The 26,238-nt window shown below is 30.4% G+C and carries 24 protein-coding genes and 1 other annotated feature; of the genes, 16 read left to right on the top strand and 8 right to left on the bottom strand.

Annotation, left to right across the window (positions count from 1 at the left end; genetic code table 11):
- Positions 1 to 89: 89 nt before the first annotated feature.
- Positions 90 to 986: an arginase gene (gene rocF, locus KQI89_RS01645; RefSeq protein WP_216455655.1), complete on the bottom strand. Its 897-nt coding sequence runs from the start codon at positions 984 to 986 to the stop codon at positions 90 to 92.
- Between the two features lie 432 nt (positions 987 to 1,418).
- Here rocF and KQI89_RS01650 point away from each other — a divergent pair, with 432 nt between their 5' ends.
- From KQI89_RS01650 to KQI89_RS01675, 6 genes are all read left to right on the top strand, one after another.
- Entirely contained in the window at positions 1,419 to 2,504 is a 1,086-nt protein-coding gene (locus KQI89_RS01650; protein ID WP_216455656.1) for an ABC transporter ATP-binding protein, read from the top strand.
- Positions 2,504 to 3,355 carry an ABC transporter permease gene (locus KQI89_RS01655; protein WP_216455657.1) on the top strand — a complete coding sequence of 284 codons (852 nt, stop codon included), beginning with the start codon at positions 2,504 to 2,506 and terminating at the stop codon, positions 3,353 to 3,355. The genes KQI89_RS01650 and KQI89_RS01655 overlap by 1 nt, the downstream gene beginning before the upstream one ends.
- Positions 3,356 to 3,357: 2 nt before the next feature.
- Positions 3,358 to 5,196 carry an extracellular solute-binding protein gene (locus KQI89_RS01660; RefSeq protein ID WP_216455658.1) on the top strand — a complete coding sequence of 613 codons (1,839 nt, stop codon included), beginning with the start codon at positions 3,358 to 3,360 and terminating at the stop codon, positions 5,194 to 5,196.
- 376 nt (positions 5,197 to 5,572) lie between these two features.
- The gene (locus tag KQI89_RS01665; RefSeq protein ID WP_216455659.1) at positions 5,573 to 6,520 is read left to right on the top strand and encodes an L-lactate dehydrogenase; all 948 of its coding nucleotides are present in this window, start codon (positions 5,573 to 5,575) and stop codon (positions 6,518 to 6,520) included.
- Positions 6,521 to 6,570: 50 nt separating this feature from the next.
- Positions 6,571 to 6,823, top strand: a binding site (T-box leader).
- A 151-nt stretch (positions 6,824 to 6,974) separates the two neighbouring features.
- A complete protein-coding gene (asnA, locus tag KQI89_RS01670) occupies positions 6,975 to 7,982 on the top strand; it encodes an aspartate--ammonia ligase (protein ID WP_216455660.1) in 1,008 nt (335 codons plus the stop codon).
- Positions 7,983 to 8,018: 36 nt separating this feature from the next.
- Positions 8,019 to 8,825, top strand: a complete 807-nt coding sequence (locus KQI89_RS01675) for a class I SAM-dependent methyltransferase (protein ID WP_216455661.1) — start codon at positions 8,019 to 8,021, stop codon at positions 8,823 to 8,825.
- Positions 8,826 to 8,910: 85 nt separating this feature from the next.
- Here the strand turns inward: KQI89_RS01675 and KQI89_RS01680 are convergent, their stop codons facing one another.
- Together KQI89_RS01680 and rd are read right to left on the bottom strand one after the other, a co-directional pair.
- A complete protein-coding gene (locus tag KQI89_RS01680; RefSeq protein WP_096877959.1) occupies positions 8,911 to 9,336 on the bottom strand; it encodes a hypothetical protein in 426 nt (141 codons plus the stop codon).
- A gap of 133 nt (positions 9,337 to 9,469) precedes the next feature.
- Entirely contained in the window at positions 9,470 to 9,628 is a 159-nt protein-coding gene (rd, locus tag KQI89_RS01685) for a rubredoxin (RefSeq protein ID WP_216455662.1), read from the bottom strand.
- Positions 9,629 to 9,873: 245 nt separating this feature from the next.
- Here rd and KQI89_RS01690 point away from each other — a divergent pair, with 245 nt between their 5' ends.
- Complete coding sequence (locus tag KQI89_RS01690) at positions 9,874 to 10,422, top strand: signal peptidase II (protein ID WP_216455663.1); 549 nt, start codon at positions 9,874 to 9,876, stop codon at positions 10,420 to 10,422.
- Positions 10,423 to 10,482: 60 nt separating this feature from the next.
- Here the strand turns inward: KQI89_RS01690 and KQI89_RS01695 are convergent, their stop codons facing one another.
- The 3 genes from KQI89_RS01695 to KQI89_RS01705 all read right to left on the bottom strand — a co-directional run bounded on the left by KQI89_RS01695 (position 10,483) and on the right by KQI89_RS01705 (position 13,017).
- Positions 10,483 to 11,013 carry an amidase domain-containing protein gene (locus tag KQI89_RS01695; protein ID WP_216456639.1) on the bottom strand — a complete coding sequence of 177 codons (531 nt, stop codon included), beginning with the start codon at positions 11,011 to 11,013 and terminating at the stop codon, positions 10,483 to 10,485.
- A 75-nt stretch (positions 11,014 to 11,088) separates the two neighbouring features.
- On the bottom strand, positions 11,089 to 12,084 hold the full coding sequence (locus KQI89_RS01700; protein WP_216455664.1) for a biotin--[acetyl-CoA-carboxylase] ligase: 996 nt from the start codon (positions 12,082 to 12,084) through the stop codon (positions 11,089 to 11,091).
- A gap of 264 nt (positions 12,085 to 12,348) precedes the next feature.
- The gene (locus KQI89_RS01705) at positions 12,349 to 13,017 is read right to left on the bottom strand and encodes a hypothetical protein (RefSeq protein ID WP_216455665.1); all 669 of its coding nucleotides are present in this window, start codon (positions 13,015 to 13,017) and stop codon (positions 12,349 to 12,351) included.
- Between the two features lie 262 nt (positions 13,018 to 13,279).
- Between KQI89_RS01705 and hcp the strand changes: the two genes are divergently transcribed.
- From hcp to trmB, 9 genes are all read left to right on the top strand, one after another.
- Positions 13,280 to 15,130 carry a hydroxylamine reductase gene (hcp, locus tag KQI89_RS01710; protein WP_216455666.1) on the top strand — a complete coding sequence of 617 codons (1,851 nt, stop codon included), beginning with the start codon at positions 13,280 to 13,282 and terminating at the stop codon, positions 15,128 to 15,130.
- 199 nt (positions 15,131 to 15,329) lie between these two features.
- The gene (locus KQI89_RS01715; RefSeq protein WP_032121442.1) at positions 15,330 to 15,980 is read left to right on the top strand and encodes a nitrite/sulfite reductase domain-containing protein; all 651 of its coding nucleotides are present in this window, start codon (positions 15,330 to 15,332) and stop codon (positions 15,978 to 15,980) included.
- Positions 15,981 to 16,223: 243 nt separating this feature from the next.
- Positions 16,224 to 17,039, top strand: coding sequence for a metallophosphoesterase (locus KQI89_RS01720; protein ID WP_216455667.1), 816 nt, complete (start codon positions 16,224 to 16,226; stop codon positions 17,037 to 17,039).
- A gap of 93 nt (positions 17,040 to 17,132) precedes the next feature.
- Positions 17,133 to 17,834, top strand: a complete 702-nt coding sequence (gene deoD / locus KQI89_RS01725; RefSeq protein WP_032121444.1) for a purine-nucleoside phosphorylase — start codon at positions 17,133 to 17,135, stop codon at positions 17,832 to 17,834.
- Between the two features lie 170 nt (positions 17,835 to 18,004).
- Positions 18,005 to 19,381, top strand: a complete 1,377-nt coding sequence (locus KQI89_RS01730) for a PhoH family protein (protein WP_032121445.1) — start codon at positions 18,005 to 18,007, stop codon at positions 19,379 to 19,381.
- 175 nt (positions 19,382 to 19,556) lie between these two features.
- Positions 19,557 to 20,576, top strand: coding sequence for a phosphodiester glycosidase family protein (locus tag KQI89_RS01735; RefSeq protein WP_032121446.1), 1,020 nt, complete (start codon positions 19,557 to 19,559; stop codon positions 20,574 to 20,576).
- Between the two features lie 29 nt (positions 20,577 to 20,605).
- On the top strand, positions 20,606 to 21,658 hold the full coding sequence (locus tag KQI89_RS01740; RefSeq protein ID WP_216455668.1) for a hypothetical protein: 1,053 nt from the start codon (positions 20,606 to 20,608) through the stop codon (positions 21,656 to 21,658).
- A gap of 111 nt (positions 21,659 to 21,769) precedes the next feature.
- Entirely contained in the window at positions 21,770 to 22,420 is a 651-nt protein-coding gene (locus tag KQI89_RS01745; protein WP_032121448.1) for a site-2 protease family protein, read from the top strand.
- 22 nt (positions 22,421 to 22,442) lie between these two features.
- On the top strand, positions 22,443 to 23,078 hold the full coding sequence (trmB, locus tag KQI89_RS01750) for a tRNA (guanosine(46)-N7)-methyltransferase TrmB (RefSeq protein WP_032121449.1): 636 nt from the start codon (positions 22,443 to 22,445) through the stop codon (positions 23,076 to 23,078).
- A gap of 168 nt (positions 23,079 to 23,246) precedes the next feature.
- Here trmB and KQI89_RS01755 read toward each other — a convergent pair whose 3' ends face one another.
- On the bottom strand, positions 23,247 to 24,431 hold the full coding sequence (locus KQI89_RS01755; protein WP_216455669.1) for a 3D domain-containing protein: 1,185 nt from the start codon (positions 24,429 to 24,431) through the stop codon (positions 23,247 to 23,249).
- A gap of 283 nt (positions 24,432 to 24,714) precedes the next feature.
- Positions 24,715 to 26,100: a MocR-like pyridoxine biosynthesis transcription factor PdxR gene (gene pdxR / locus KQI89_RS01760; RefSeq protein ID WP_246582932.1), complete on the bottom strand. Its 1,386-nt coding sequence runs from the start codon at positions 26,098 to 26,100 to the stop codon at positions 24,715 to 24,717.
- Positions 26,101 to 26,238 lie beyond the last annotated feature (138 nt).

Here is a 26,238-nt window from a genome sequence, read left to right on the forward strand (position 1 = left end):
AGGATGGAAAGGGCTCTTATATGTTACTTATAGAAAAACATAGAGCCAAAATCCATGATCAGAGTGCATAATAGTATTGACATATCTAATTAAAGAAGGCTAAATACCATGTCTAATACATCTAAAGCTATATTTAAAGTCTGATCTTCTTTATCAATTTTAGGATTTAGTTCAACAAAATCCATAGATTTAACATTCTTTGTTTTGATAATAGATGTTAATATATACTTTACTTCCTCTAGGCTTAATCCTTCTGATACTGGAGTGCCAGTGCCAGGTACTAATTCTGAATCTAAAGAATCAATATCAAAACTTAGATGAATATTTTTAATAGAACTTTTAGTTAGTTTATCTATAAGCTCTACAATTACACTTTCCACACCTTTTTTCTTAATATCCTCTGTAGACCATACATTAAGTTTAAATTCATTTATAATATCTACTTCACCTTTATCTAAATCTCTTGCGCCTATTATATAAACATTTTCAGGGTTAACTTTTCTCCCTTTATAGTATAACTCCGTTAGAGTATCATCACCTATGCCCATAGCAGCAGAAAGTGGCATGCCGTGAACATTTCCAGAAGGAGATGTTTCATCTGTATTTATGTCCCCATGAGCATCTACCCAAATAACAGCAATATCATTTAAGTACTCACTAGCACCAGAAATACTTCCAAGGCCTAAAGAGTGGTCTCCACCAATAACAAATGGAAAACTACCAGAGTTTAGTGAGTTATACACTTGATTAGCCAAATTTCTATTTACTTCCGTTATTGCATTTAAATATTTCATTTTTTTATGCGAAGAGAATTTATCTTTCTCTTCAACTTTAGGAACATAAAGATTACCTAAATCATAAAGGGTATGACCGTATTTTTTTGCTAAATTATTAATACCATTTTCTCTTAAGATATCTGGACCAAATTCTACACCGCGTCTATCGCAACCATAGAATAGTGGAACACCAATTAAGTTTATCTTCACCAGGAAGCACCCCCCATATTTCTGTATTTTAGGTTCTATAGTGAACTTGAAATTTATTTTCAAATAGAGCCTATTTTTATAAACAAAAATAATTATATATTTATATTTAAAAAAATAAAGTACTTTATTAAAATATGTATAATTAAAAATATTCGAAATAATTTGATTAATAGCTTCTACTAAGGTTTTACACATAAAAATCATTAAATTTTTATGTGTATGGTAACAGATTTTTATGGTTTTAAAGGCATAGTTAAAATAATTGAGTAAATTTAGGGTAAAACTCTTGTATAACCTATGGAATTGTGATATATTCTTAATCGAAAATTATATTTTCGACTACTATTGAATAGATATCTTCTTTGCCTTAAAAAGGGTGGGGAAGTTTTCTTTTTTATAAAAAATAAATATATGTAAGGGGTTGGAAATTAATTGGCAGAAAAAGCAATTGTTCAATTGGTAAGTGCTTTTAAGTCCTATGAAAAGGATGGAGAACCAGTAGTAAAGGGAATATCACTTGATGTAGAAAAAGGAGAATTTTTAACTATTTTAGGTCCAAGTGGTTGTGGAAAGACTACCACGTTAAGGATGATAGCAGGATTTGAACAGTTAACCGGTGGGGAATTGTATATTGACAAGGAAGAGGTTTCAAGTAAGGCTCCTTATGAGAGGAATGTCAATACTGTATTTCAAAACTATGCTTTGTTTCCTCATCTAAATGTTTTTGATAATATTGCTTTTGGACTTACCATGAAGAAGGTTTCAAAGGCTGACATTAAACAAAAAGTAAATGAAATGATTAAAATAGTAAGATTAGAAGGTTATGAAAAGAGAATGCCTTCACAGTTAAGCGGAGGGCAAAAACAAAGAGTAGCTATTGCTAGAGCTATAATAAATAATCCTAAGGTATTGTTATTAGATGAACCTTTAGGAGCTCTAGATCTTAAGCTTAGAAAGCAGATGCAATTAGAGTTAAAACATCTTCAAAGAGAATTAGGGATTACTTTTATATATGTTACCCATGATCAGGAAGAAGCTTTAACCATGTCAGATAGAATAGCTGTTATGAACGAAGGGAACATAGAACAAATAGCGTCTCCAGAGGAGATATATGAAAGACCCACTACTAAATTTGTAGCAGATTTTATTGGAGAGACAAACTTAATAGAAGGAAAGGTTTCTTCTATAGAAAAAGAAGATGTGCTCCTAGAAGTAGAAGAGGGAGAAAAAATAAGAGTGGAAAACTCAGATTTTTCCATAGGAGAATTAGTTTGTATAGCTGTTAGACCTGAAAGGCTAAAAATTAAAGAAAAGCCTGATAGAGGTGATGAATGGTTACGTGGAACTTTAAAAGAAAGAATATATATTGGGGCAGCACTTAGAACTGTCATAGAACTTAATAACGGAAGAGAAATAGTCATAAATGAGTTTGCAGGAGAAAAATTCAATTTTAAAAATCAAAAGGATCAGGTTTTTGTAACTTGGAAAACAGACAATGCAGTGGTGGTAAGAGCTTGATGAAAAAAAAGAATAAATCTTTTAGATTGCTTTATCCTGTAATACTTTGGATGACTTGTTTTTTTCTAATTCCAGTTATGTTAATGATAGTTGTAAGCTTTTGCACAAGGGGAGAGTATGGAGAGGTAATATATAATTTTAACTTAGAAAACTATATAAGGTTTATAGATCCATTATATTTAAATATATTCTTAAAATCACTTTTAATAGCCTTAATGACTACATTTATTTGTTTGATACTAGGCTATCCCTTTGCATTTTTTATAGGAAGATCCCAAAAGAAATGGAGAGGAATCCTTCTTATGTTGATAATGTTGCCATTTTGGACGAACTCCCTAATAAGAACTTATGCTTGGATAATACTATTAAGGACAGAAGGAATAATTAATTCATATTTAATAAAATTGCACTTAATAAGTGAGCCGCTGAAACTCCTTTATAATAATACTTCAGTGCTTATTGGAATGGTGTATATGATGTTTCCTTTTATGGTACTGCCAATTTATTCTTCAGTAGAAAAGTTAGATAAATCTATTATAGAAGCAGCTTCAGATTTAGGAGCTACACCATTAAAGAACTTTATGAAGGTTATATTCCCACTTACAATGCCAGGGGTAATGGCGGGAGCTTTATTGGTATTTGTACCTACCTTAGGATACTTTTTTATACCGGATCTTATGGGCGGAAGTAAGGTTGTCCTTTTAAGTAACCTTATTAAAAATCAATACCTTATGGCTAGAGACTGGCCTTTTGGTTCAGCTATTTCTGTTCTGCTTATTATAGTCATGCTTATTATAATAGGGCTATATTTTAAAGGGATAAAATCTAAGGATAAAGGGCAGGTGACGTAGAGATGAAGAAGGATAATAGGAAGCTAATTGGTAAGATTTATTCAGGATTAATCTACTTTATACTCTATATACCAATAATAATACTTATATTATTTTCCTTTAATGAATCCAAATTAAATGCAACATGGACAGGTTTTACCTTTAAGTGGTATCAAAAACTTTTAACTAATAACGGACTTTTAGTAGCGGTAAAAAATAGTTTAGTAATTGCCTTTATAAGTAGTATTATATCCGTAATAATAGGAACTCTTACTGCGGTAGGCATATATAAGTCTAAGTTTAAAGGAAAGTCTGTAATGGATGGAATGCTTTATATACCTATAGTTATTCCAGAGATCGTTTTGGGTATAGCTTTACTAGCGTTTTTTTCCTTAATAGATGTGGATAGAGGTATATTAACACTTATAATAGCACATATAACTTTTAGTATATCTTATGTGGTGGTGGTTGTAAGAGCTAGATTAGAAGGTTTTGATAAATCTATTGAAGAGGCAGCAATGGATTTAGGGGCTACCCCTTTTCAGACTTTTTTAAAGGTAACTTTACCTAGCATTATGCCAGGAGTTATAGCAGGTGGCCTTCTAGCATTTACATTATCTATAGATGATGTAATAATTAGCTTCTTTGTGGCAGGACCTAGTAGTATGACTTTTCCATTAAAGGTGTTTTCTATGGTGAAGTTTGGTGTTACTCCTGAAATCAATGCATTATCTAGTATATTGATACTTCTTACAGTTATAGTTGTTATAGTGGCAGAAAAAATTAAGTCTAGTAGTATTAAAAATAAAAATATGAAGAGGGTTTTTGCAGCTCTTATGAGTTTTATTTTTATATTTACTTTTGGAGTTTGGAAAGCTTCAAAGTCTACTGTTCAATATGTAGGAGAACTAAATATTTTTAATTGGTCTGATTACATACCAAAGCCCGTTATTGAGGAGTTTGAAAGAAGGTATAATGTAAAGGTGAATTATGCCACATATGGTTCTAATGAAGAAATGTTAGCTAAAATGATGGCAGGTGGAAATAGTTACGATGTGGTAGTAGCAGCGGATTATATGGTAGATATAATGAGAAAGCAAGATATGCTTCAAAGAATAGATACAAAAGCTTTGGCTAATTGGGGTAATATAGGAGAGGAGTTCAAACATTTATACTTTGATGAAAATGACGAGTATAGTGTGCCTTATATGAGATCAGAAGCTATAATAGTAGTGGATTCCACAAAGATAAGTGATGAAGATATAAAAGGCTTTAAAGACTTATGGAAGGATGAATTCAAAGACTCTATAGTTATGTTAGATGATCCTAGAGGAGTTATAGGAATGACATTAAAGAGTTTAGGATATAACTTTAATGAAACTGATGTTGATAAGTTAAATGAGGCTAAGCTTAGATTAAAAGCACTTCAACCAAATATAAAGGCTTATGATAGTGATAATTCTAAATCTATGCTCATAAGTAGAGAGGTGCCTATAGGAGTTGCCTGGTCTGCAGAAGCAGGTTTTGCCATGGCGGAAAATAAGGATCTTAAAGTTGTTATACCAGAAGAAGGACTATTCCTTCAGCAAGATAATTTTATAGTTCCTAAAAACGCTAAGAATTCAAAAGAAGCAGAGCTATTTTTAAACTTTATATTAGAAGCTGATGTAAGTATAGAGTTTACAAAGGCATATCCTTATACAAACTGTAACGAAGCTACATATGATATGACTCCAAAAGAAATACTAGAAAGTCCATTATCCTTTCCGCCAGAAGAAGAGCTTAAAAAAGGCGATTATTTAATGGATATAGGAGAGGCTGTTAAGTATTATGATATTATTTGGTCGGAAATAAAGAATTAATACTGATGACAATTTAAAATTAATAAACCTTTACAAATATAATTCTCATAAAAAAACAGGCATAGCCTGTTTTTTTACTACTTAGATGTTGATAATAACTTTTAAGTAATATAAAATATTATTAACTACATATTGGTTTAATTTGGAGTTTGATTATTTTTATATTAGTCCTCCTAATTGTGAGCAGGAATTTATTTATACATCCTACATGTGTTTTTAAGATGGTTATATTAAAACCACTGGGAAAATTTATAGGTTATATAATTTTTAATAATTAAGAAATAAATACATTAGATTTTTTATTATGTAGATAATATTAAAGAATAATTAATGAATAGTTGAAGATTAAAAACCTTTAATAAAAGGAGTTGTTTTTATGAACATAAAAGGTACAAAAATATCTATCATAGGAGCTGGCTTTGTTGGGTCCACCACGGCTTATGCTTTAATGCTAGAAGGATTAGCTTCTGAAATAGTAATAGTTGATATAAACAAAGATAAGGCCTTGGCAGAAGCCATGGATTTATCCCATGGAGCTTCCTTTGTTAAACCAGTAGATATAAAAGCTGGAGGATATGAGGATACAAAGGATTCTGATATTGTAATAATAACAGCAGGAGTTGGACCTAAACCTGGGGAAACTAGATTAGATATAATAAATAAAAATTTAAAAGTATTTAAGAGTATAGTGCCAGAGGTGGTTAAATATAGTCCTAATTCTATACTACTTGTAGTTTCTAATCCAGTAGATGTTTTAACTTACATAACTTACAAGCTTTCAGGTTTCCCAAAGGAGAGAGTTATAGGTTCTGGAACAGTATTAGATACATCTAGATTCCGTTATATGCTAAGTGAGCATTTTAAAATTGATGCTAGAAATATTCATACTTATATAATAGGAGAGCATGGGGATTCTGAAATTGCTGCTTGGAGCTTAACAAGTATTGCTGGTATGAATGCGGATGAATATTGTGATAATCTATGTGGTGGTTGCGATGCAGAATTTAAGAAAAATATACCACAAGATGTAAAAAATGCAGCCTATGAGATACTAAATAGAAAAGGATATACTAACTATGCTGTAGCTCTTGCGGTTAGAAGAATTGTAGAGGCTATTGTGAGAGATGAAAAAGCTATATTGACTGTATCTAGCCTATTTAAGGGAGAATATGATATTGAAGATGTGTATTTAGGTATACCTACAGTAATAGGTAAAGAGGGAGCTAATAAGATTTTAGAAGTTCCTTTAAATAAAGAAGAACTAAACAAACTTAAAGAATCAGCAGAAATATTAAAGGATCATGTATCAAAATCTGATATATAGTATTGACAATTTAATATTAAGCATATATAATAACAAGAAATAAATATTTATCATAAACATTGATAGGAAGAGTACTTATGAGAAGTAGTCTAAGCGAGTAGGTGAGGGTGAAAGACCTACACGAAGCTTATAAGGAAGAACATCCTGGAGTTTTCAAACGAAATCTAAGAGAGTAGTATTGAACGGAGCCTAACCGTTAAAACTAGGACAGTATCGAGTTTATTAATTAATTCCGTACTGATAGAGTGAACACTTTTAGTTAACTTAGGTGGTACCGCGGAAGTTTAGCCTTTCGTCCTAATATATTATATATTAGGACGAAAGGCTTTTTATATTTATAGGAATTTGGCCAAATTCTTATAAATGAAAATTTCAACAATTAGAATTTTTTACAACAGATTAAACCTTTATATAATGGATTTGTTAAAGGATAGTTGAAATGGAGGAAAATATTATGGAAACAATTATACCAAAGAAATATAAATCACAATTAGATATAAAAGAAACAGAAATAGCAATAAAAAAGGTTAAAGATTATTTTGAACAGAAGATTATAGAGATTTTAAATTTAACTAGAGTTTCAGCCCCTTTATTTGTAACTAGCAATACAGGATTAAATGATGATTTAAATGGAGTAGAGAGAGCTGTTAGATTTGGAGTTAAAGCCTTAGATGAAAGAAAGGCTGAAATAGTTCACTCTCTAGCTAAATGGAAGAGGATGGCTTTATATAGATATGGATTTAAGGAAGGAGAAGGGCTTTATACTGACATGAATGCCATAAGACGAGATGAGGACTTAGATAATATACATTCTATATATGTGGATCAATGGGATTGGGAAAAGGTAATTTTAAAAGAAGAGAGAACAATGAAAACATTAAAAGAAACAGTAAGATCTATATATAGAGCATTTAAAGAAACAGAGGAATATATATGCTCAGAGTATGATATTATAGATAAAATTTTACCAGAAGATATATTTTTTATAACCACTCAAGAATTAGAGGACATGTATCCAGGTTTATCATCCAAAGAGAGAGAAAATGCTATTTGCAAAGAAAAAAAGGCGGTATTTTTAATGCAAATAGGTGGGGAGCTAAAATCAGGAGAAAAGCATGATGGAAGATCACCAGATTATGATGATTGGAATTTAAATGGAGATATACTATTTTGGTATCCAGTATTAGATATAGCTCTTGAATTATCATCTATGGGAATAAGAGTAGATGAGAAAGCCTTAGAAAAGCAACTTAGTATTGCTAACTGTGAATATAAAAAGGAACTAGAATTTCACAGGTCATTATTGGAAGGAAAACTTCCTTATACTATTGGGGGAGGTATAGGTCAATCTAGAATTTGTATGTATTTTCTTAGAAAAGCTCATATTGGAGAAGTTCAGGCATCTATATGGGGGGAGGAAATCCATGAGCTTTGTGAGAAAAGTAATATTAAGTTACTTTAAGATATTAAAATAATTGAGGATTTAGGAGGGTGTACTATGAGTGAGGTAGTGAGAAATTATTATGATGAAAATGCAAAAGTGGAGCTAGAAAGATTAAATAACCCATATAGTAGTATAGAATTTAATAGTACAATGCACCTTATAGATAAATATTTCCCTAAAACAGGCGAAGTTATTGACATAGGTTCAGGACCTGGTAGATATTCACTAGAATTATTAAAAAAGAAATATAGTGTAACTTTATTAGAGTTATCAGAAAAGGAACTTGATATAGCAAAGAAAAGAATTGAAGGTGTAGGACTAAAGGCAGAGAAATATTTATGTGAAAATGCTCTTAATTTAAATATTTTAGAAAGCGATAAATATGATGCTATTTTACTAATGGGCCCTATGTATCATATTTTAGATAAAGAGCAAAGAATAAATGTTTTAAAAGAAACCTTAAGAATTTTAAAAAAGCAGGGTATAGCCATAATTTCTTATTTAAACTCCTGGGGCATATTAAAGGCAGGAGTAACAGAGTTTAGCAGTGTCTTTAAGGATTTAAACAATGTTTATGGTTATTTAGATGAACAAAGTTTTGATGAAAATAATAGTTTTACAGAAGTATATTTTTCAACTCCAGTACAAGCCTTAGATGAAGTTGAAAAAGCTGGATTTCATATAGCATCCTATGCTGGGGCGGAAAGCTTTCTCTCAGGAATTGAGGAGGGGGTTATAAAGCTTTATAAAGAAGATAGAGTAGTATATGATAATTTATTAAAGGTAGCAGTAGAGAGCTGTGAACTTCCACAGTATAGAGATGCCACTGAACATTTGCATATAGTTGTAAAAAAGATTTAAAATAGAAAGAACTCCTGATTATAGTTTATAAATCAAGAGTTCTTTATTATATAGTGGGAGAATTAATTTAATAGCAATTTTATTTTTAACAGAAAAAAGATTCAATTCTATTTAAATCTAGCCCAAAATAAACCCATCTACGGTTCATCCATCTAAAGCCAGATATAGACCTTCTGCCAACGAAGGTAATGTATGACCAGTAAGATCTTCCATTTGTTTGCCATATATAAGTAAATCTAAACTTGCAAGGTCTGATACCACCAGCATCTATTGCAAGGGTACTAGGTCCGCCTGAATGCATAGTTTTTGCTTGGTTTTTAGAGGGAATAAAAGAAGGTGGTAATCCTGGTGGTGAAGATTGATTTGTAGATCTCATACCGTAGTTCATAGGATAATATGGATTAACTAGCTCAACTTCATACTCACCAACTTCTTCAAATTTTGAATCACCTTCATCATAGATTCTCATGTTATCATATTGAGTAAAATCTAAGTCATAAAATCTAAACATTATTTCCATCCTTTTATTATTAATACATTATAGAGTATGAAGTTACTACTCTATTTGTGAATAAATTTTACAAATAAAAAACTTTAGCTAAAGTTTTTAAATTCAGCTAAAGTCTAAAAATTTTCATATAATATTATAATTCTTCAAAAACATATTTTCCTTCACCACAAATGGGACAAATCCAATCCTCAGGTATGTCTTCAAAGGAAGTTCCAGGAGTTATTCCACTTTGTATATCCCCTACTTCTGGATCATATATATAACCGCATTCCACGCATACATACTTTTTCATAAATTATCTCTCCTATTAAAATTTAATTTAAGTAAAATTCATAAATAATAATACTATAATGAGAATAAATAATCAATAATAAAATTTAAATAATAATAAATATCATTAAAATATAGAGTTTAATGAGTATTATCAGTAATAAAACTCTAGCTGAATAAAGTCATTTTATATGGTAAAATAATCTATATCCTTACTTATATTATAATATGATTTGGATTAAATAAGGTTATGGAGGTAGTAGCATTATGACAAGGGACAACACAAGGGATATAAGGGTATCTTTAGCAATTTTATTATTAATTATACTAGATCAAGGAATAAAGTTAGTAGTTAGAAGCTATTATGGAGTAAGTATACCAATAATAGAGGACTTAATTTATTTTAAACCTTTCCTTAATGATAAATATTCTTGGATGAACTCTATGTTTAATTTTGGACTTGGAAAGGTTTTTCATGTAGTTTTAACTTTAGTAATTCTTATATTAGCTCATTACTGGTTTACATATATGAATAATAAGGGTGGATATAGTAAAATAGGAAAGATACTTCAAATATTTTTAATCTCTGGAGGATTGTGCTCTTTGATAGATAAGATATTCTGGAATGGAAGCTTAGACTATATTATGCTTAAAGGCTTTTTTATTTTTGACTTAAAGGATATATACATAAATGTATTTAATGCTATCTTAATAATTTTTGTCATAAAGCATAGAAAAAGAATCTCAAAGATAAATGAAAAAGAAGTCTTAAGAGAATACTTTAAATTTATTAAGAAGAGTCTAATAATAAAATAAAATCTTTAAAAAAATAGGCTATTGGATTTTTACACTTATAGCCTATTTTTTTACTAGAAATTATATAATGACTTTTATAAAGTGAAATTTGCTTGGAGTCCAAGAACTTCTATAAGGAATATTTAAAGCTTCAAAAGAATGTTGAGAGATTAAGGGCTCTCTTCCTAAAAAAGAAGTTATAATGGCTGAATGGAAGATGGTTCCTTTGTTGTTTTCAAAAAATATAAGGTCTCCTAGCTCTAAGTCTTTTTTGTTATAAACTTCTAACCCCTTTACTCCAGGTGAGTTAATGCTTTCACTTACTTTTAAATAGTAATATAGGGAATGCGCTACAGCCCAAGAAATGGACCAAGTATCCTTCATTATGTTGCCATTATAGCTTTTATACCACCAAGGGCGAGCTGTGTTAAAGTCCATGGGGGCACCACCAGCAAATAAACATTGTGATAAAAAATTAGCACAATCTCCACCTTTATCATCTACTAGAGGGAAATATCTGTATTTAGGATTAGGCTTTAAGGCATAAGTAATAGCATACTTTGTAGCAGCTAACCGTGAATACCTATTTTGTCTATATAGGGTTTTACTTATATACATTTAAGACCTCTTTAAATTATTATTATTAATATACTATGATATTTAAACATAAGAGGTCATAAATAATTTTTAAGAATCTACATATCCATACAAACCTCTAATTGAAACTTCCCCAGAGACTATATGTTCTATTTTACCATCTGGAAGTTCTACAATTAGTTCACCATTATCACTTATATCAATAGCTTTGGCTCTAAAAATAGAATTTCCTCTTATACATTGGATTTCCTTTTGCAGTAATATTGAATTTTCTCTGCACAAATCTATGGTTGAGGGAATGTGACCATTATGAATAAATTCTTCATAGTAAGGTTCAAAGGAGTTTAGAACTTCTGCCAAAAGCATCTTCCTATCAATGGATTTATTTTTCTCTATTTTTAAGGAAGTAGCAATGGCTTTTAACTCTTTGGAAAAATCCTCTACATCAATATTTACATTGATTCCAATTCCTATGACTATGTGATTTATCCTTGTTAACTCAGCGCTCATTTCTGTAAGTATCCCAGAGACTTTTTTATTATTTATAACAATATCATTTGGCCATTTTATACTACAGTTATTTATACCTAAATTATTCATAGCTTTTAATACAGAGGCAGCACCAATTAAGGTTATTTTAGAGGCAAAAGATGGATCCACATCAGGTTTTAATATAATAGACATCCATATACCTTTTCCTTTTGGAGAGACCCATTGTCTACCAAGTCTTCCTTTACCAGAACTTTGATATTCACTTATAACTACAGTGCCATCTGAACAGCCTTCTCTAGCTATTTCTTTAGCTTTTATATTTGTTGAGTCTATACTTTCATAATGAATAAGGTTTCGCCCTAAGAACTTTGTATTTAAAAAATTATGGATTTCTCCAAAGGTTAATACATCTGGTGACTCTAATAATTTATAACCTTTTTTAGGAGAAGATTCTATGTTATAACCTTCTTCTCTTAGGGTATTAATATATTTCCATATAGCAGCACGGGTAACGCCAAGAGAAATACTTAATTCCTCTCCAGATAAGAATTCATTCTTTTTTTCCTTTAGTAAAACAACAATTTTATCTTTCAATTTTATCCTTCCTTTAACTAAAGATCCAGTTATTCTAAGGTTTAGGTGGAGTTTGCTTGTTCTTTCCATATGAGATTTAGAATAACTTATTCAGTTGTATAGCAGTGCTTAGACACAGCATAAAAACTCTAAATCACTAAGACCAAAGAGTTATAGTATGTATCACATAAAAACTATCAGCAATGCTACCAACTGCATAAAAGCTTTAGAATAAAATCTAAAGCTTTATTTTAAAAACATTATATCATTTTAAAGAAAGGTCAGCTACATATTCTTCTTTAAGAAAGAGTTTATAAAAGTATAATTTCCATCATTCTGTTCAATAGTTTGATTGTATATAAAGCTTGGATTTATTGCTTCTATAAAGGATTTAATCCAGGCCTTTCTTAAACTATAAAAGATTGTTATATCTCCATTTACTTCATCCCAATATTGTTTATGGAGACATTTGCTAGAAGTCCATTGTATTTCACTAGAATCATCTTTACATATGCTATTAACATTATCGCAAGGCATTCCTTCTAAAATATAGTTATTAAGAGCTTTAAATAAATCTTTTGGTAAGTTTAAGATGCCATCTTCTCTAACTTCCTCTCCACATTTTCTGCCTTGATTTTCAAAGATACTTTTAATAATATTTAGTGAAGCTTCACCAAAGTTTTTAGTTAATTCTGTTATTAATGCTGCAGTTCTTTTTTCTGTTAAGGATATTTTATTTTGAAGCCAACCGTGAATATTTGTGGTATCAATTATATTTTCAAGAGAAGTATCCTCTGTAGGTATACCTATTATATTTATTATATCTTTATATATAATGGATCCCTTATTATTATATTTCTCATCAAAAGTATTAACTATATCCTTCTCTAAGTCTTCAGAAATTTTTATTTTATTAAATAACCAAAAATGTATTGGTGCTAAAAATTTACTCATGTCCATTCTCCTTTCAAGGAATAATTATTAATCTTACATAATAATATAAGATTATGTTTCTCTTGTCTGTAACATATATTACCGCAGGATTTAAGTTTATAAAAATTAGAAATTTTTTAGATCTTTATTTTTTCATAAGAATTTTTATAAAAATTTATTACTGTAACATCTGTTACGGATAATGGAAATTATTTTTAGTACAATAGCATTGTAAGATTGATTGAAAGAAATATCCGAATAAATTTAAGGAGGAATAAAATATATGATAACAAGAGAAACTCTAATAGGGGATGCTTTAAAGATAAACCCAAAGGCAGCAGAAATATTAATGGGAAAGGGATTAGGATGCATAGGATGTCCATCATCACAAATGGAGTCACTAGAGGATGCAGCTGATATACATGGAATAAGTATAGAAGAATTAGTAAAGGCGTTGAATGAAGGACTTGAAGGGTCAAAAGAAATATCAAATCCAATGTTTTGTTATCAATGTGAGCAAACAGTGGGAGGAAAAGGTTGCGTTAAAGTAGGGGTATGTGGAAAAAATGCTAATGTAGCTGCACTACAAGACCTTTTAGTACATCAATTAAAAGGAATTGGTTTCTATGGATACAAAGCTATGGAAAAAGGTTTAGAGCTAAGTGATGAAATGGATAGATTCATGATGGATGGTCTATTTACAACCTTAACTAACGTAAATTTTGATGAAGATAGATTAGTTACTTTAATAAATAAGGCTAATGAAATAAAGAAGGAAATAAAAGTTTTAGCAGGTAATGTAGATATAAAAGGTTTTGAAGAAGCAGATTATGTGGCACCAAATTCTAAGGAAGAAATGGTAAAAGAAGCAGCAAGCTTTGGAGTAATGTCAGATAAAGCTCTAAATGAAGATATTCGTTCTTTAAGAGAACTTTGCATTTATGGATTAAAGGGTATGGCAGCTTATGGACACCATGCTTATGTGTTAGGATTTACAAATAAAGAAGTAAATAAGTTTTTCTATAAGGGACTTATGAGTACAATGGATAATACTTTAACTGTAAATGATCTAGTGGGATTAAATATGGAACTTGGACAAGTTAACTTTAAGATTATGGAGCTATTAGATAAAGCTAATACAGGTAGTTATGGAAATCCGGAACCTACAGAAGTATTAATTACAAAGAAAAAGGGACCATTTATAGTAGTATCAGGTCATGATCTTAAAGATTTGAAACAATTATTAGAACAAACTGAAGGAAAAGGAATTAATATATATACTCATGGAGAAATGCTTCCAAGCCATGCTTATCCAGAATTAAAAAAGTACACTCATTTACTAGGAAACTACGGTGGAGCATGGCAAGATCAACAAAAGGAATTTGATAATATTCCTGGAGCTATACTTATGACTACAAATTGTATTCAAAAACCTAGAGAAAGTTATAGCGACAGAATATTTACTTCTGGTGTAGTAGCTTGGCCAGGATGCCTTCATATAGCTGAAGATAAAAATGGAATAAAAGACTTTACAGCAGTTATAAATAAAGCACTAGAATTAGGTGGCTGGAGTGAAGAGGAAGAGGAAAAGAAAATATTAGTAGGTTTTGGGCACAATGCTACTCTAAGCCATGCTAATGAAATAGTAGGAGCAGTAAAAGAGGGGTTAATAAAACATTTCTTCTTAATAGGTGGTTGTGATGGAGCTAAAACTGGAAGAAATTATTATACTGAACTTGCAACCTCATTACCACAAGATACAGTGATATTAACTTTAGCTTGCGGAAAATATAGATTCAATAAACTTGATTTTGGAACAGTAGCAGGATTACCAAGGCTTTTAGATGTAGGACAATGTAATGATGCTTACTCTGCAATAAAGATAGCTCTAGCTCTAGCAGATGCATTTAACTGTGGAGTTAACGATTTACCACTTTCATTAATACTATCTTGGTATGAACAAAAGGCGGTATGTATACTATTGACATTACTATCATTAAATATAAAAAATATTAAACTAGGACCAACTCTACCAGCATTTATATCACCAAATGTATTACAAGTTTTAGTAGATAACTTTGGAATTAGTCCTATAACTAATGCAGAAAATGATATAAAAGAAATATTAGGATAAGAATAAAAATTAATTAGAAAATCATAATTACAAAAAGTCCTTGATATATCGAATTGTAATAGATAAAATTTGATTATATTGAGGACTTTTACCTATGAAAAGTTATAACCTATATTGCTTATAGGTAGATTGTGTATAAAATAACATAAACAGACTATTTTGTGGTCTAATACAGCAGATATGTAAAGGAGAATATATTATGGAAAAACACTATGGAAATCTTCAGAAGATAAGAGATGGAAAGAGAACCTTTGCAATTACTCCATTTATACCAGCAGGATTTGTGTTGCCAGACACTTTAATTAAAATATCAGAAGTAACAAAAAAGTATAAAGGAGTACTTAAAATAACTTCTGGACAAAGAATAATGATAACAAATTTATTGGAAGAAGACCTTCCTAAGATTTGGGAAGAGTTAGGTATGGAACCAGCAGTTAAAAGTCAATATTCAGTTAAAAATGTAGAGATGTGCCCAGCGGGATTTTGCAAAAGATCAAAATATAATACTATTGGTATAGGTATGAAGCTATTAAATAAGTTTTATGGGGCTGAAATGCCAAATAGAACTAAAATAGGAGTGGCAGGGTGTAGAAATGCTTGCGGAAGTGTTTATGCAAGAGATGTTGGTGTTATAGCTGATAAAACTGGATTTATAGTTGTAGCAGGAGGTTCTGCAGGATTTAATCCAAGAATGGCAGATATAATAGCTAAAGATATAAGTGAAAAAGAAGCCTATGAATTAGTAGAAAGAGTATTAAACTTTTATAAAGAAACAGCAGAGTTTGGAGAAAAACTAGGAGATTTTATTGATAGGATAGGTATAGATAGTTTTAAAAGTTCTGTTTTATAGATATAATAAATAATTTAAAAAAGAGTTAGCTTTAAGGTGTGTTCTTATAAAGGTGTTTTAAAGGGAGGTATCCGTTGAAAAGGTATGCCTCCCTTTATCCTACTATGCTCATTTTTGTTTCGCAGAAAATCTGTTTATACAACACAGCTTTGCTGTGGTAAAAAATTATGATATTATCTTAGAGTGATATATTCTAAATTACTCTTAATTAGGTAGAATTTTATTAAGAATGGGGGAAAGGTTTTGAGAGTACTGCTTATATTATGTTTCATAATTATATTTTTAGTTGCATATGTTTTCCTTCAGGTGAACTTTACAAAATTCACCAAATTAAATTTAAAATCAGCTAAATTACAGAAAGGAAGTTCTATAAAGATCATTCAGATTACAGACTTTCACAACTCACAGAGCAATTTAATTAAAAATAGAATAAGGAAAATGTTATATAAAAATGCATATGATATAGTTGTACTTACAGGAGACATAATTGATAGGGAAACTAGGGATTATCAAAACACTATAAGTTTTATAAGAGAGCTTATGGATATAAATAGAAGGGTTAAGTTTTTCTATGTAAAAGGAAATCATGAGTGGAGGAATAAATACAAATTAGGTTTTATAGAGGAATTAGAAGCTATAGGAGTTTCTATATTAAATAATAAAAATGAAGTCTTAAACATAGACCATAATCTAATAAATATTTGTGGAATAGATAATTATAGTACTGGTAATCATGATTTTGAGAAAGCTTTTCAGGATATGGATATAAAAAATTACACTCTACTTTTATCTCATTGTCCTGATATAGTAAATGAGGATGATTTTATAAAAGCGGATTTAGTATTATGTGGACATACTCATGGTGGGCAAATTAGGTTACCTTTTATAGGAGCTATAGTGGCACCGGGACAAGGCTTTTTTCCTAAATATAATAAAGGATTATACAAATTTTGTAAGTGCAAATTATACATAGACAGTGGAGTAGGTACTAGCAGAATACCGCTAAGATTTTTTAATAGAAGTCAAATCACTTTTTTAACTATAGAGAGTGATAAATAGATACATATATACAGGAAATTCTGAATTGTTGAAAAAAGTTAATATATGTTATATACTTAAGGGTACTTATTACATTAATTAAGGAGGATTCAAATGAGCGTACATATAGGAGCAAAAGAAGGCCAAATAGCTGATACAGTATTATTACCAGGAGATCCACTAAGAGCTAAATTTATAGCAGAAAATTTTTTAGAGGATGCTATATGTTACAATGAAGTAAGAGGAATGTATGGATATACAGGTACTTATAAAGGTAAAAGGGTATCTGTTCAAGGTACAGGTATGGGAGTTCCATCTATATCTATATATGTAAATGAACTTATACAAAGTTATAATGTAAAAAACTTAATAAGAATAGGCACCTGTGGTAGTATTCAAGAAGATATTAAGGTTAGGGATATGATTTTAGCTATGAGTGCTTGTACTGATTCTGCTATAAACAAGATAAGATTTGAAGGCAGAGACTATGCGCCAACAGCAAATTTTGAACTTTTAAAAAAGGCTTATGATCTTGGTGTGGCTAAAGGATTAAATGTAAAGGCTGGAACTGTATTAACTTCTGATAGCTTTTATCAAGATGACAGAGAAGCATGGAAAAAATGGGCTAGTTTTGGAGTTATGTCTATTGAAATGGAAGCAGCAGCTTTATATACTCTAGCAGCAAAGTTTAACAGAAAAGCATTAGCTATATTAACAGTTAGTGATAGTATAGTTACAGGAGAGGAAACTACTGCTAAAGAAAGACAAGAAACCTTTACTCATATGATGGAAGTTGCACTAGAATTAGCAGAATAAAATCATTTAAATTTAATATAGTTTAAATAAAGCTTTGGCATACCTTTTTAGGTTGCTAAAGCTTTTTTTATTTAATACTTTTTACTGGCTTTATTCATAGTATAAAAAAGAGCTAAAGATATATTTATCAATAGTTCAACATATTATATATAAGAAGGGAGGTTTTGTCTTTGAAGAAGACCTATGTTTTAGATACTAATGTATTGTTATATTCTCCTGGAGCTATAAATACCTTTGAAAACAATGATGTAGTAATTCCAGAAGTTGTTTTAGAAGAACTAGATAATTTTAAGAAACATAAAGGTGAGTTGGGTGCAAATGCCAGAATGGCAGCAAGAATAATAGAAGAATTGAGAGAAAAAGGAAAACTAACCAAAGGTGTAGAGTTACCAGGAGGAGGAAAGTTATTTGTTGAAATGAATAACTTTGACACGGAGATGCCTCCTACTTGGGATAAAAATAAAGCTGATAATAGAATTTTGCAAGTATGCAAAGGACTTAAAGAGAATGATAAAAATGTAAGATTAATAACAAAAGACATTTTTGAAAGAATAAAAGCAGATATAGTAGATGTAGAGGTAGAAGACTTTTATGAAAAATTTGTACCACAATATGATGAACAGTATACTGGAAGGATGGAGATATATGTAAACTCAGAAGATATAAAAGGATTTTATGAAAAAAAATATATGGACATAAAAGGACTAATGGCTTATTCAGAAGAGGAGAGGACTTACTATACTCCAAAGCTAGAAAAGAATCAATTTTTATTAATTCATTCTAAAGAAAATAATAAGCAAACTGCATTAGGAAGATTTGATGGTGAAAAAATAGTAAGCTTAAAATATAAGGACTTAAATATTATGGGCATAAGCCCTAAAAATATTGGACAAAAATTTATGTTAGAGTGCTTGTGCACAAGTGCAGATAAAGCTCCTCTTGTTATAGTAAAGGGGCCAGCTGGTACTGCAAAGACTTTATTTTCTATAGCAGCAGGACTTTATAAAATCATGGAAGAGGAAAGTGGAGAGTATAGAAGAATGCTTATTTGTAGACCTAATGTGACTATGGATGAGGAGATAGGTTATCTACCAGGTACTGAACAGGAAAAGATAGCTCCTTTTATGAGGCCTATTTATGACAATCTTGAGATTTTAGTAGATTCAGATGAAAAAGAAAGATATAAAAATGAAGGCGACTTAGAGGACAAAGTACAAGAGCTATTTGATAGAAGAATAATAACTACAGAAGCGGTGGCTTATTTAAGAGGAAGATCTATAGTGAAGAATTGGGTTATAATAGATGAAGCACAAAACCTAACGCCAAAACAAGTGAAATCTATAGTAACTAGGGTAGGAGAAGGCACTAAGCTTATATTAATTGGAGATCCAGAACAGATAGATCAACCTTTTTTAGACTCTCGTTCTAATGGGTTATGTTACGCTTCAGAAAAAATGAAAGGAAGCCATCTTTGTTATCAGATTACCTTAAAGTATGATGAGTGTGAAAGATCCTATCTATCTTATGAAGCTGCACAAAGGTTATAGTTTGCAATTAAAGTAATTAAATTATATAATGAAGCAGATATATTAATATATCTGTTTTATTTTTTACAATAAATACACAAATTATGTGAAGTATTACTATTTTAAAAATTACATAAATGTTGTAAAATAGAAGAAGTGTTTTGTTAAAAAATTTTAGAAAGGATAGATTTAAAATATGGATAAGCATCCGGAAGATATAAGTAAAAATGATAAAAAGTATAAGAAAAAGAAGAAAAAATTTTCTTGGAAGATTTTAACTGCATTTATTATATTTGAAATTATATTTACAGGAGTTACAGCTCCATTCATAGCTTATTATGGACCTTTTCAAAATGTAAAAGTTACATTGGTGGGATCTGCTATGACTACCTTAAGTCACCAGTGGATAGCTACTACATTTTTATCACAAGAAAGAATAGATAAAATACTTGGGAAACAAGCAGTAGAAACTATAAAACAAGATGTAAATGCTACGGATATTAAATTGCCTAAAAAACATGATGAGAATATAGAAAGAGAAGATATTCATGTTCCAGGTAAGTTTAAAGGGTATATGCTTATAGTCCATGATCCTACGAGAGTTAAGGTAGGATATACTAAAAAGCTTTATACAGAAGGACAACTTACAAGTGAAATTGCTAGAGATAATGATGCTGTAGCAGCTATAAATGGAGGCTCCTTTGAGGATACAAATGGAGGCAAAAAGTGGACAGGCACTGGAGCGAATCCTAAGGGGCTAATTTTGGCTGATGGTAAGATAATACATAATGACTTAGTAGAGGGTGAAGATAGGGATATGATGGCACTAACTAAGGAAGGTAAGCTTTTAGTTGGGCATTATACCGTAGAAGAACTTATGAAGCTTGGTGCCACAGAAGCTGTAAGCTTTGGACCAGCTCTTGTAGTAAATGGAAAGAAAGTGCCGGTGGATGCATGGGGAAATGCACCGAGAACTTGTATAGGACAAAGGGAAGATGGAGCCATACTTATGCTAGTTACTGATGGAAGAAAGTTAACAGAACTAGGAGCAACTTTAGAAGATATTCAAGATGTAATGATAAAATATGGGGCAATAAATGCCACTAATTTAGATGGAGGGTCATCTTCTACTATGTACTATGAAGGAGAAGTAATAAATACTCCAAGTGATAGCTTAGGTGAAAGAACAGGAGCTTCTGCAGTATACGTAAAGTAGTTTAAATAGTAGTCAAAGGAGAGAATTCAATGAAATACATCAAGAAGATTATTGTTTGGGGCTTATTATCGCTGTTCATTCAATTCGTAGGTTTCTTTTATATAAATAATTATTACTTAACTAAGGGCACCGGCAATATGAAGATTAAAAAGGTAGAAAAAAAAGAAGAAAAGAAGAAAGATATAGACATAGATATACCAGAAGGAGTTAAAAATATTACGGTTTCGTTTAATGGAAAATATGTAGCCTATTATGATGAAAAAGGTATTGATGTTATAAATACCATTACAGGAGACCGAAAGAAAGTTCAAGCAGAAAAAGGGGCTGAAATAAATAATTATACTTGGCTTTCCAATCAAAGCAGAATGCTGATAGGAGAAAAAATATCCGCTAATAATGGGGGAACTACATTAAAATTAACATATTATGATGCGGGAAAAGATGAAAAGGGAGAAATAAGTGATACACAAGGTAATTTGGTGAATTTAGCCAAGTTAAACAAGGATGCATCTATAAAAGATATATCAATATCCACATTTACTAATACTACCTACGTAAAAAGTCAGCAAGCAGGGAATAGGTGTACCTTATACAGAGTGAATATAATGCATGAAATCAGCAAGGTAGAAGCAAAGTCCTATCTGATTGGAAATATAAAAGCACTACCTCGTGAAGATAATTTATTATATGAAGATTTAACTTATAAAAAGATCTATTCAACAGAGATGAAAAATCCTATAGAGATCCCTGGTTTAAAAAGTCCAACTATATTAGGAGTAGATGACAATGATTTGGTTTATTTAGGTGATAAAGATGAGGATAAAATAAAAAAAATATTCTATGGTAAGTTAAAAGATAGTGCTGAAAGTTGGAAGAAAATTGATATGGATCTAGGGGTAGATAAAGAAGATATATACATATCTAACAGTGGACAAATATATATTAATAATAATTTAAAGGGTACAATTAAAGAAGCCATAAGTGATAAAGAGATTACTTATGAAGGCAAATTCTTGCATATGTATGAAGGCGGTATAGTTAGTATAAGTCAAGGCAAGTTAGTAAAGACAAAGGTAGAATAATAGGGGAGGCTTTATAGCTTCCCTATATTATTTACTTTTGAAATTTAAAATATGGTATGGCAAGTCTATACGTGTTATAATGTACTAAGATTTTATTTTAGGAGGATTTAAATGCTTAGAAATTTTAATATTTTGCATATGATTTTAATGATACCTGCTATACTAATAGGGTTCACTTTTCACGAGTATGCCCATGCAGTGGTAGCAGATAGGTTAGGAGATAAAACCCCTAGGTTTCAAGGAAGACTTACATTAAATCCAATAAATCATATAGATCCAATAGGATTTATAATGATATTGATTGTAGGTTTTGGATGGGCAAAACCAGTTCAAGTAAATCCATCTGCCTTTAAGAATTACTACAAAGACGATCTTAAAGTATCCTTAGCAGGACCTATAGCAAATCTTTTAGTAGCTATAAGTAGTGCTTTAATATTAGCTTTATTTATGATTTTTGTGAAGTTTACTGATGGTAACAAAATAACATCTATAATAACATTAATAATAAACTATATGATACATATAAACGTTATGCTGTTTTTCTTAAATCTTATGCCTATACCAGGCTTTGATGGATTTCATATTATAAGGGACTTATTCCCTTCAAAATTCTATAAGTATGCAGATACTATACATAGATACCAAAATATTATATTGATAATATTTATAGTTTCGCCAATAGTAGACTACCTAGTTGGAATGCCTACAGCATATTTAACAAAAAAACTTATATTATTTGCATTCAAAATTACCGGATTATAAACTTAACTATTAGGAGGAGACCATGAGACTTAGAAAAAAATGGTGGGCTAGGCCTGAAATGGAACAAAGTAAAGAAGTAGTAATAAACCCAAGAGAATTGAAAGGGAAATGGAAGGAAGAATTTAATAATAACAACCCTATTTATCTAGAACTAGGTTGTGGTAGGGGAAGATTTATAAGTAATCAAGGCTATGAAAATAAAGATATAAATTTCATTGGAATAGACTTAAAGGATGAAGTTTTAGTTTATGCTCTTAGAAAGGTGCAAGAAAAAGAAGTTGAAAATGTAAGACTTACACCTCTAGAGATTGCTTTTATAACAGAAATTTTTGATAAAGATGAAATAAGTAGAATATACATTAATTTTTGTAATCCATGGCCTAAAAAAAGCCATAACAAAAGGAGATTAACTCACAGTAGATTTTTAGAAAGATACAAAACTTTTTTAAAGCCAAGTAGTGAAATTTGGTTTAAAACTGATGATAAAGAATTATTTGAAGCTTCTTTAGAGTATTTTAAAGAAAGTGGATTTGAGTTAACCTATAGCACCTATGATTTGCATAGTTCAAGTTTTGAAAATAATATCATGACAGAATATGAAGAAAAGTTCTCAAGTAAGGGAATGAAGATCATGTTTTTAATTGCAAGATTAAAGTAGAAGAGTAATGAGATACCTATAGGTTAGGTACTGTAATTATAGCATTATAATAATACAGTATTAAATTTATAAAGACCTAAAGATAGATAAAAATAAAGGATTTAAGTTTAGAACTGATAAACTTAAATCCTTTTATTTTGCATGATTACTAGTATATTTTAATTAATCCTACCACTCATTAGGATAGGCAATAAGGCTAACTGTAACATTTCTTCGACCAAAATTGTAGCATTCTTCTCTTGAATTCATATATAAATCTATTCTAAGATTTTTTATTAGAGATCCAGTATCAGCAGCTATAGCATAGCCATATCCATCGATATAAAGTTTTGAGCCTAGAGGTATTACTGAAGGATCTACCGCAACAGTGCTGAGACCAGCAGGATTTCTTATAGGCTTTAAACCTGAAGCGGTTAAAAGACCATCAAAATAAGCTGTTGCTTCCATGGTGTAGGTCTTTTTAGCTGGGCTGGAACCACGATCAATGTTACCAGTATTACTATTACCTTTATTTGAGTTAGATTCCTTAAGAGACTGTAGGGTGCTAGTACCTTTATTTATGGCATTTTGAGCCTTATTTTTTACGGAGGAAGTATTTATTTGTGGTAACAAGGACTTTAGTGTGGAGATAGCTTCTTTAATAGCACTTTCAGAAGAAGTTGAAGAATTAATCACGGAAACTGAATGGGATATTAAAGAATTTTCATTTTCTTCTATAATAGAAGATGCTTTTTTCTTCTCATCACTTAATTTGCTCAAAGCATCCTGTTGAGATTTCTTTTTACTCTTTATCTCTTCAAGTGAATTTTGTGTAGAAGACTCTAGGGTTTTAAGCTCATCTTTTTTATTATTTAATTCATCAATATTTACAATAAGAGCTTCCTTTTCTTTATCAATATCATTTATTAATTTTTTATCTAAAGAAATTATTTTAACGGCAGCTTGAATATTAGATATAGCATCAGAAAAGCTATCTGATTTTAATACTACCAATAAAGGATTAGAGTACAAATTACCCTTATACATACTACCTAATCTTTTACCTAGAACCTCTTGTTTTTCTTCTATAATTTTTTTCCGCTTAGTAATTTGTAATTCTGTACTTTTGATATTATCTTCAGTTTTATTAATTTCTTCTTTATTTTCCTTAAGTTTAGTATCTAATTGACTTATTTCTCCATTTAAGTTAGATAACTCATCTTTTAAATCAACAATTTGCTTGTCCAACTCTTTAATTTGGATTGTGCTTTTTTCAATATTTTCCTCTGGGGTAGCATTAGTAACAGTTGTCATAATAATACTATTACATGCTATTAGTATTGAAGTAAGCCCTATTAAAACTTTTTTATTCAAAGTTTTAGCCTCCTTGTACATTATGTATTATTTTGAGTAAAATGGTTTAACTACTCAAATATTTATTTATTACACCATTATACATGAAGATTAGGCTATATTCCAATGAAATATTTATAAACAACATGATTTAAGGAGTTTTAAAAATAAGAAAAACTGTTCTAGTTCTCATAAAAGGGTCATTTTAAACTAGATCAGTTTGTTCAAAAATTAATTATTATTAATGGAAAACAACAGCATATTAACTTTATCAATGGATGTAAAGAAACTACAGGAATTTTTCTTATTCCTTAAAAAATTCATCCTTAAGTAAGATTAATGCCTTCTCAAAATTATCCTCAGAAACTCCAGAACAGGATAAAAGTAATCTTGGATACTGTCCCTCTTCTCCATAGTCAAAGGAACTTACCAAAACCCCTACATCCTTTCCTCGTTTTTCAAGTTCTTTAGATGATAGTTTACTTTTTACTTCAAGTTGAATTAAGAATCCTCCTGAACCAGGTAGTGCTTTAGCTTTATCTCCAAAAACTTTATCTATAGCAATACATAACTGTTGACTTTTAACCATATAAAGCTTTCTTGCTTTTTTTATTTGTCTTAGAAGATGGCCATCACGGATAAACTGACAGAGGGCAATTTGATCTGTCTTTGATGCGGTTTGATTATATATTTTTCCTCGATTGGCATAAACATTTGTTAATTCCTTGGATAATACCATAAAACTAATTCTTAGGGAGGGTAGCAATAACTTTGAAAAAGTACCCATGTATATAACTTTTTCTCCTCCATCTAAACCCTGTAGTGATGGTACTGGGCGACTGTAGTACCTAAACTCACTATCATAATCATCTTCAATTATTAAGCAATCATTAGCTTTTGCAAAAGATAACAATTCTAATCTTGTTTGCATAGGCATAACATCTCCCCAAGGTGTTGTATGTGATGGGGATGTATATATTATTTTTATTTTATCTTTATGAAAATTAGATAAATCATTGGTTATATTCCCATAGTTTAAAGTGTTAAAACCTCTATCATAAAAAACAGCTCTTGCATGCTTAAAGCTACCACCAGCAAAGGCCACTGGTGAACGCAGCCCAGTGAGAGAACATAAAATTTGTAATAAACTTTGTATACCTGCTCCAACCACAATTTGTTCTGGTGTACATATAACTCCACGTCGCTCAGCCACATACTTTGATAATACAACTCTAAGATCGTACTCGCCCTGAGGATCTCCATAAGATAAAAGCCTTTCACCATTACGAAGTGCACTTTTCATATATCGACTCCATAAATCGAAGTTAAAACTTTTATAATCCACTGCAGAGGTAGCAAAGTCGTATAATACCTTGTGCTGAAATTTAGATTTAGTAACTTGCATTGGTGAAGGTCTCTGGATATCCATATAGTTTAAATCATTTACATAAAAGCCGCTTCCTGGACGAGAAGTAATATATCCCTCAGCAGCTAATTGTAAATATGCTGCTTCTACTGTAGTGCGGCTTATCATTCTTTCATTTGCACATCTTCTTATAGATGGTAGCTTACTTTCCGCTTTAAGGGTACCAGAAGAAATAAGACTCTTATAATAATTATAAAGCTGAATATACAATGGTACATCAGAAGAATCATTTTGGTTAAGTATGATTTTACTGGATTTACCCATAGAAAACTCCTCTCAATTTAAAACTGTACATATTAAAATTTCATATTTTGTACATTTCAACAACGACAAATATTATGTATAGTATATATATAAGATGGAAAATATTCAAGTATATACATTAGTTTTAATAAGAATAAT

It is taken from the genome of Clostridium simiarum, from assembly GCF_018919175.1.
GTDB classification, from domain to species: Bacteria; Bacillota; Clostridia; order Clostridiales; family Clostridiaceae; genus Clostridium_L; species Clostridium_L simiarum.

Excerpts from the sequence above, each read along its gene's own strand:
- KQI89_RS01675 (WP_216455661.1), top strand. The coding sequence starts at position 8,019 with ATGAGTGAGGTAGTGAGAAATTATTATGATGAAAATGCAAAAGTGGAG.
- KQI89_RS01660 (WP_216455658.1), top strand. The coding sequence starts at position 3,358 with ATGAAGAAGGATAATAGGAAGCTAATTGGTAAGATTTATTCAGGATTA.
- KQI89_RS01680 (WP_096877959.1), bottom strand. The coding sequence starts at position 9,336 with ATGTTTAGATTTTATGACTTAGATTTTACTCAATATGATAACATGAGA.
- KQI89_RS01735 (WP_032121446.1), top strand. The coding sequence starts at position 19,557 with ATGGATAAGCATCCGGAAGATATAAGTAAAAATGATAAAAAGTATAAG.
- rd (WP_216455662.1), bottom strand. The coding sequence starts at position 9,628 with ATGAAAAAGTATGTATGCGTGGAATGCGGTTATATATATGATCCAGAA.
- KQI89_RS01740 (WP_216455668.1), top strand. The coding sequence starts at position 20,606 with ATGAAATACATCAAGAAGATTATTGTTTGGGGCTTATTATCGCTGTTC.
- asnA (WP_216455660.1), top strand. The coding sequence starts at position 6,975 with ATGGAAACAATTATACCAAAGAAATATAAATCACAATTAGATATAAAA.
- KQI89_RS01745 (WP_032121448.1), top strand. The coding sequence starts at position 21,770 with ATGCTTAGAAATTTTAATATTTTGCATATGATTTTAATGATACCTGCT.
- trmB (WP_032121449.1), top strand. The coding sequence starts at position 22,443 with ATGAGACTTAGAAAAAAATGGTGGGCTAGGCCTGAAATGGAACAAAGT.
- pdxR (WP_246582932.1), bottom strand. The coding sequence starts at position 26,100 with ATGGGTAAATCCAGTAAAATCATACTTAACCAAAATGATTCTTCTGAT.
- KQI89_RS01705 (WP_216455665.1), bottom strand. The coding sequence starts at position 13,017 with ATGAGTAAATTTTTAGCACCAATACATTTTTGGTTATTTAATAAAATA.
- KQI89_RS01665 (WP_216455659.1), top strand. The coding sequence starts at position 5,573 with ATGAACATAAAAGGTACAAAAATATCTATCATAGGAGCTGGCTTTGTT.
- deoD (WP_032121444.1), top strand. The coding sequence starts at position 17,133 with ATGAGCGTACATATAGGAGCAAAAGAAGGCCAAATAGCTGATACAGTA.
- KQI89_RS01655 (WP_216455657.1), top strand. The coding sequence starts at position 2,504 with ATGAAAAAAAAGAATAAATCTTTTAGATTGCTTTATCCTGTAATACTT.
- hcp (WP_216455666.1), top strand. The coding sequence starts at position 13,280 with ATGATAACAAGAGAAACTCTAATAGGGGATGCTTTAAAGATAAACCCA.
- KQI89_RS01715 (WP_032121442.1), top strand. The coding sequence starts at position 15,330 with ATGGAAAAACACTATGGAAATCTTCAGAAGATAAGAGATGGAAAGAGA.
- KQI89_RS01690 (WP_216455663.1), top strand. The coding sequence starts at position 9,874 with ATGACAAGGGACAACACAAGGGATATAAGGGTATCTTTAGCAATTTTA.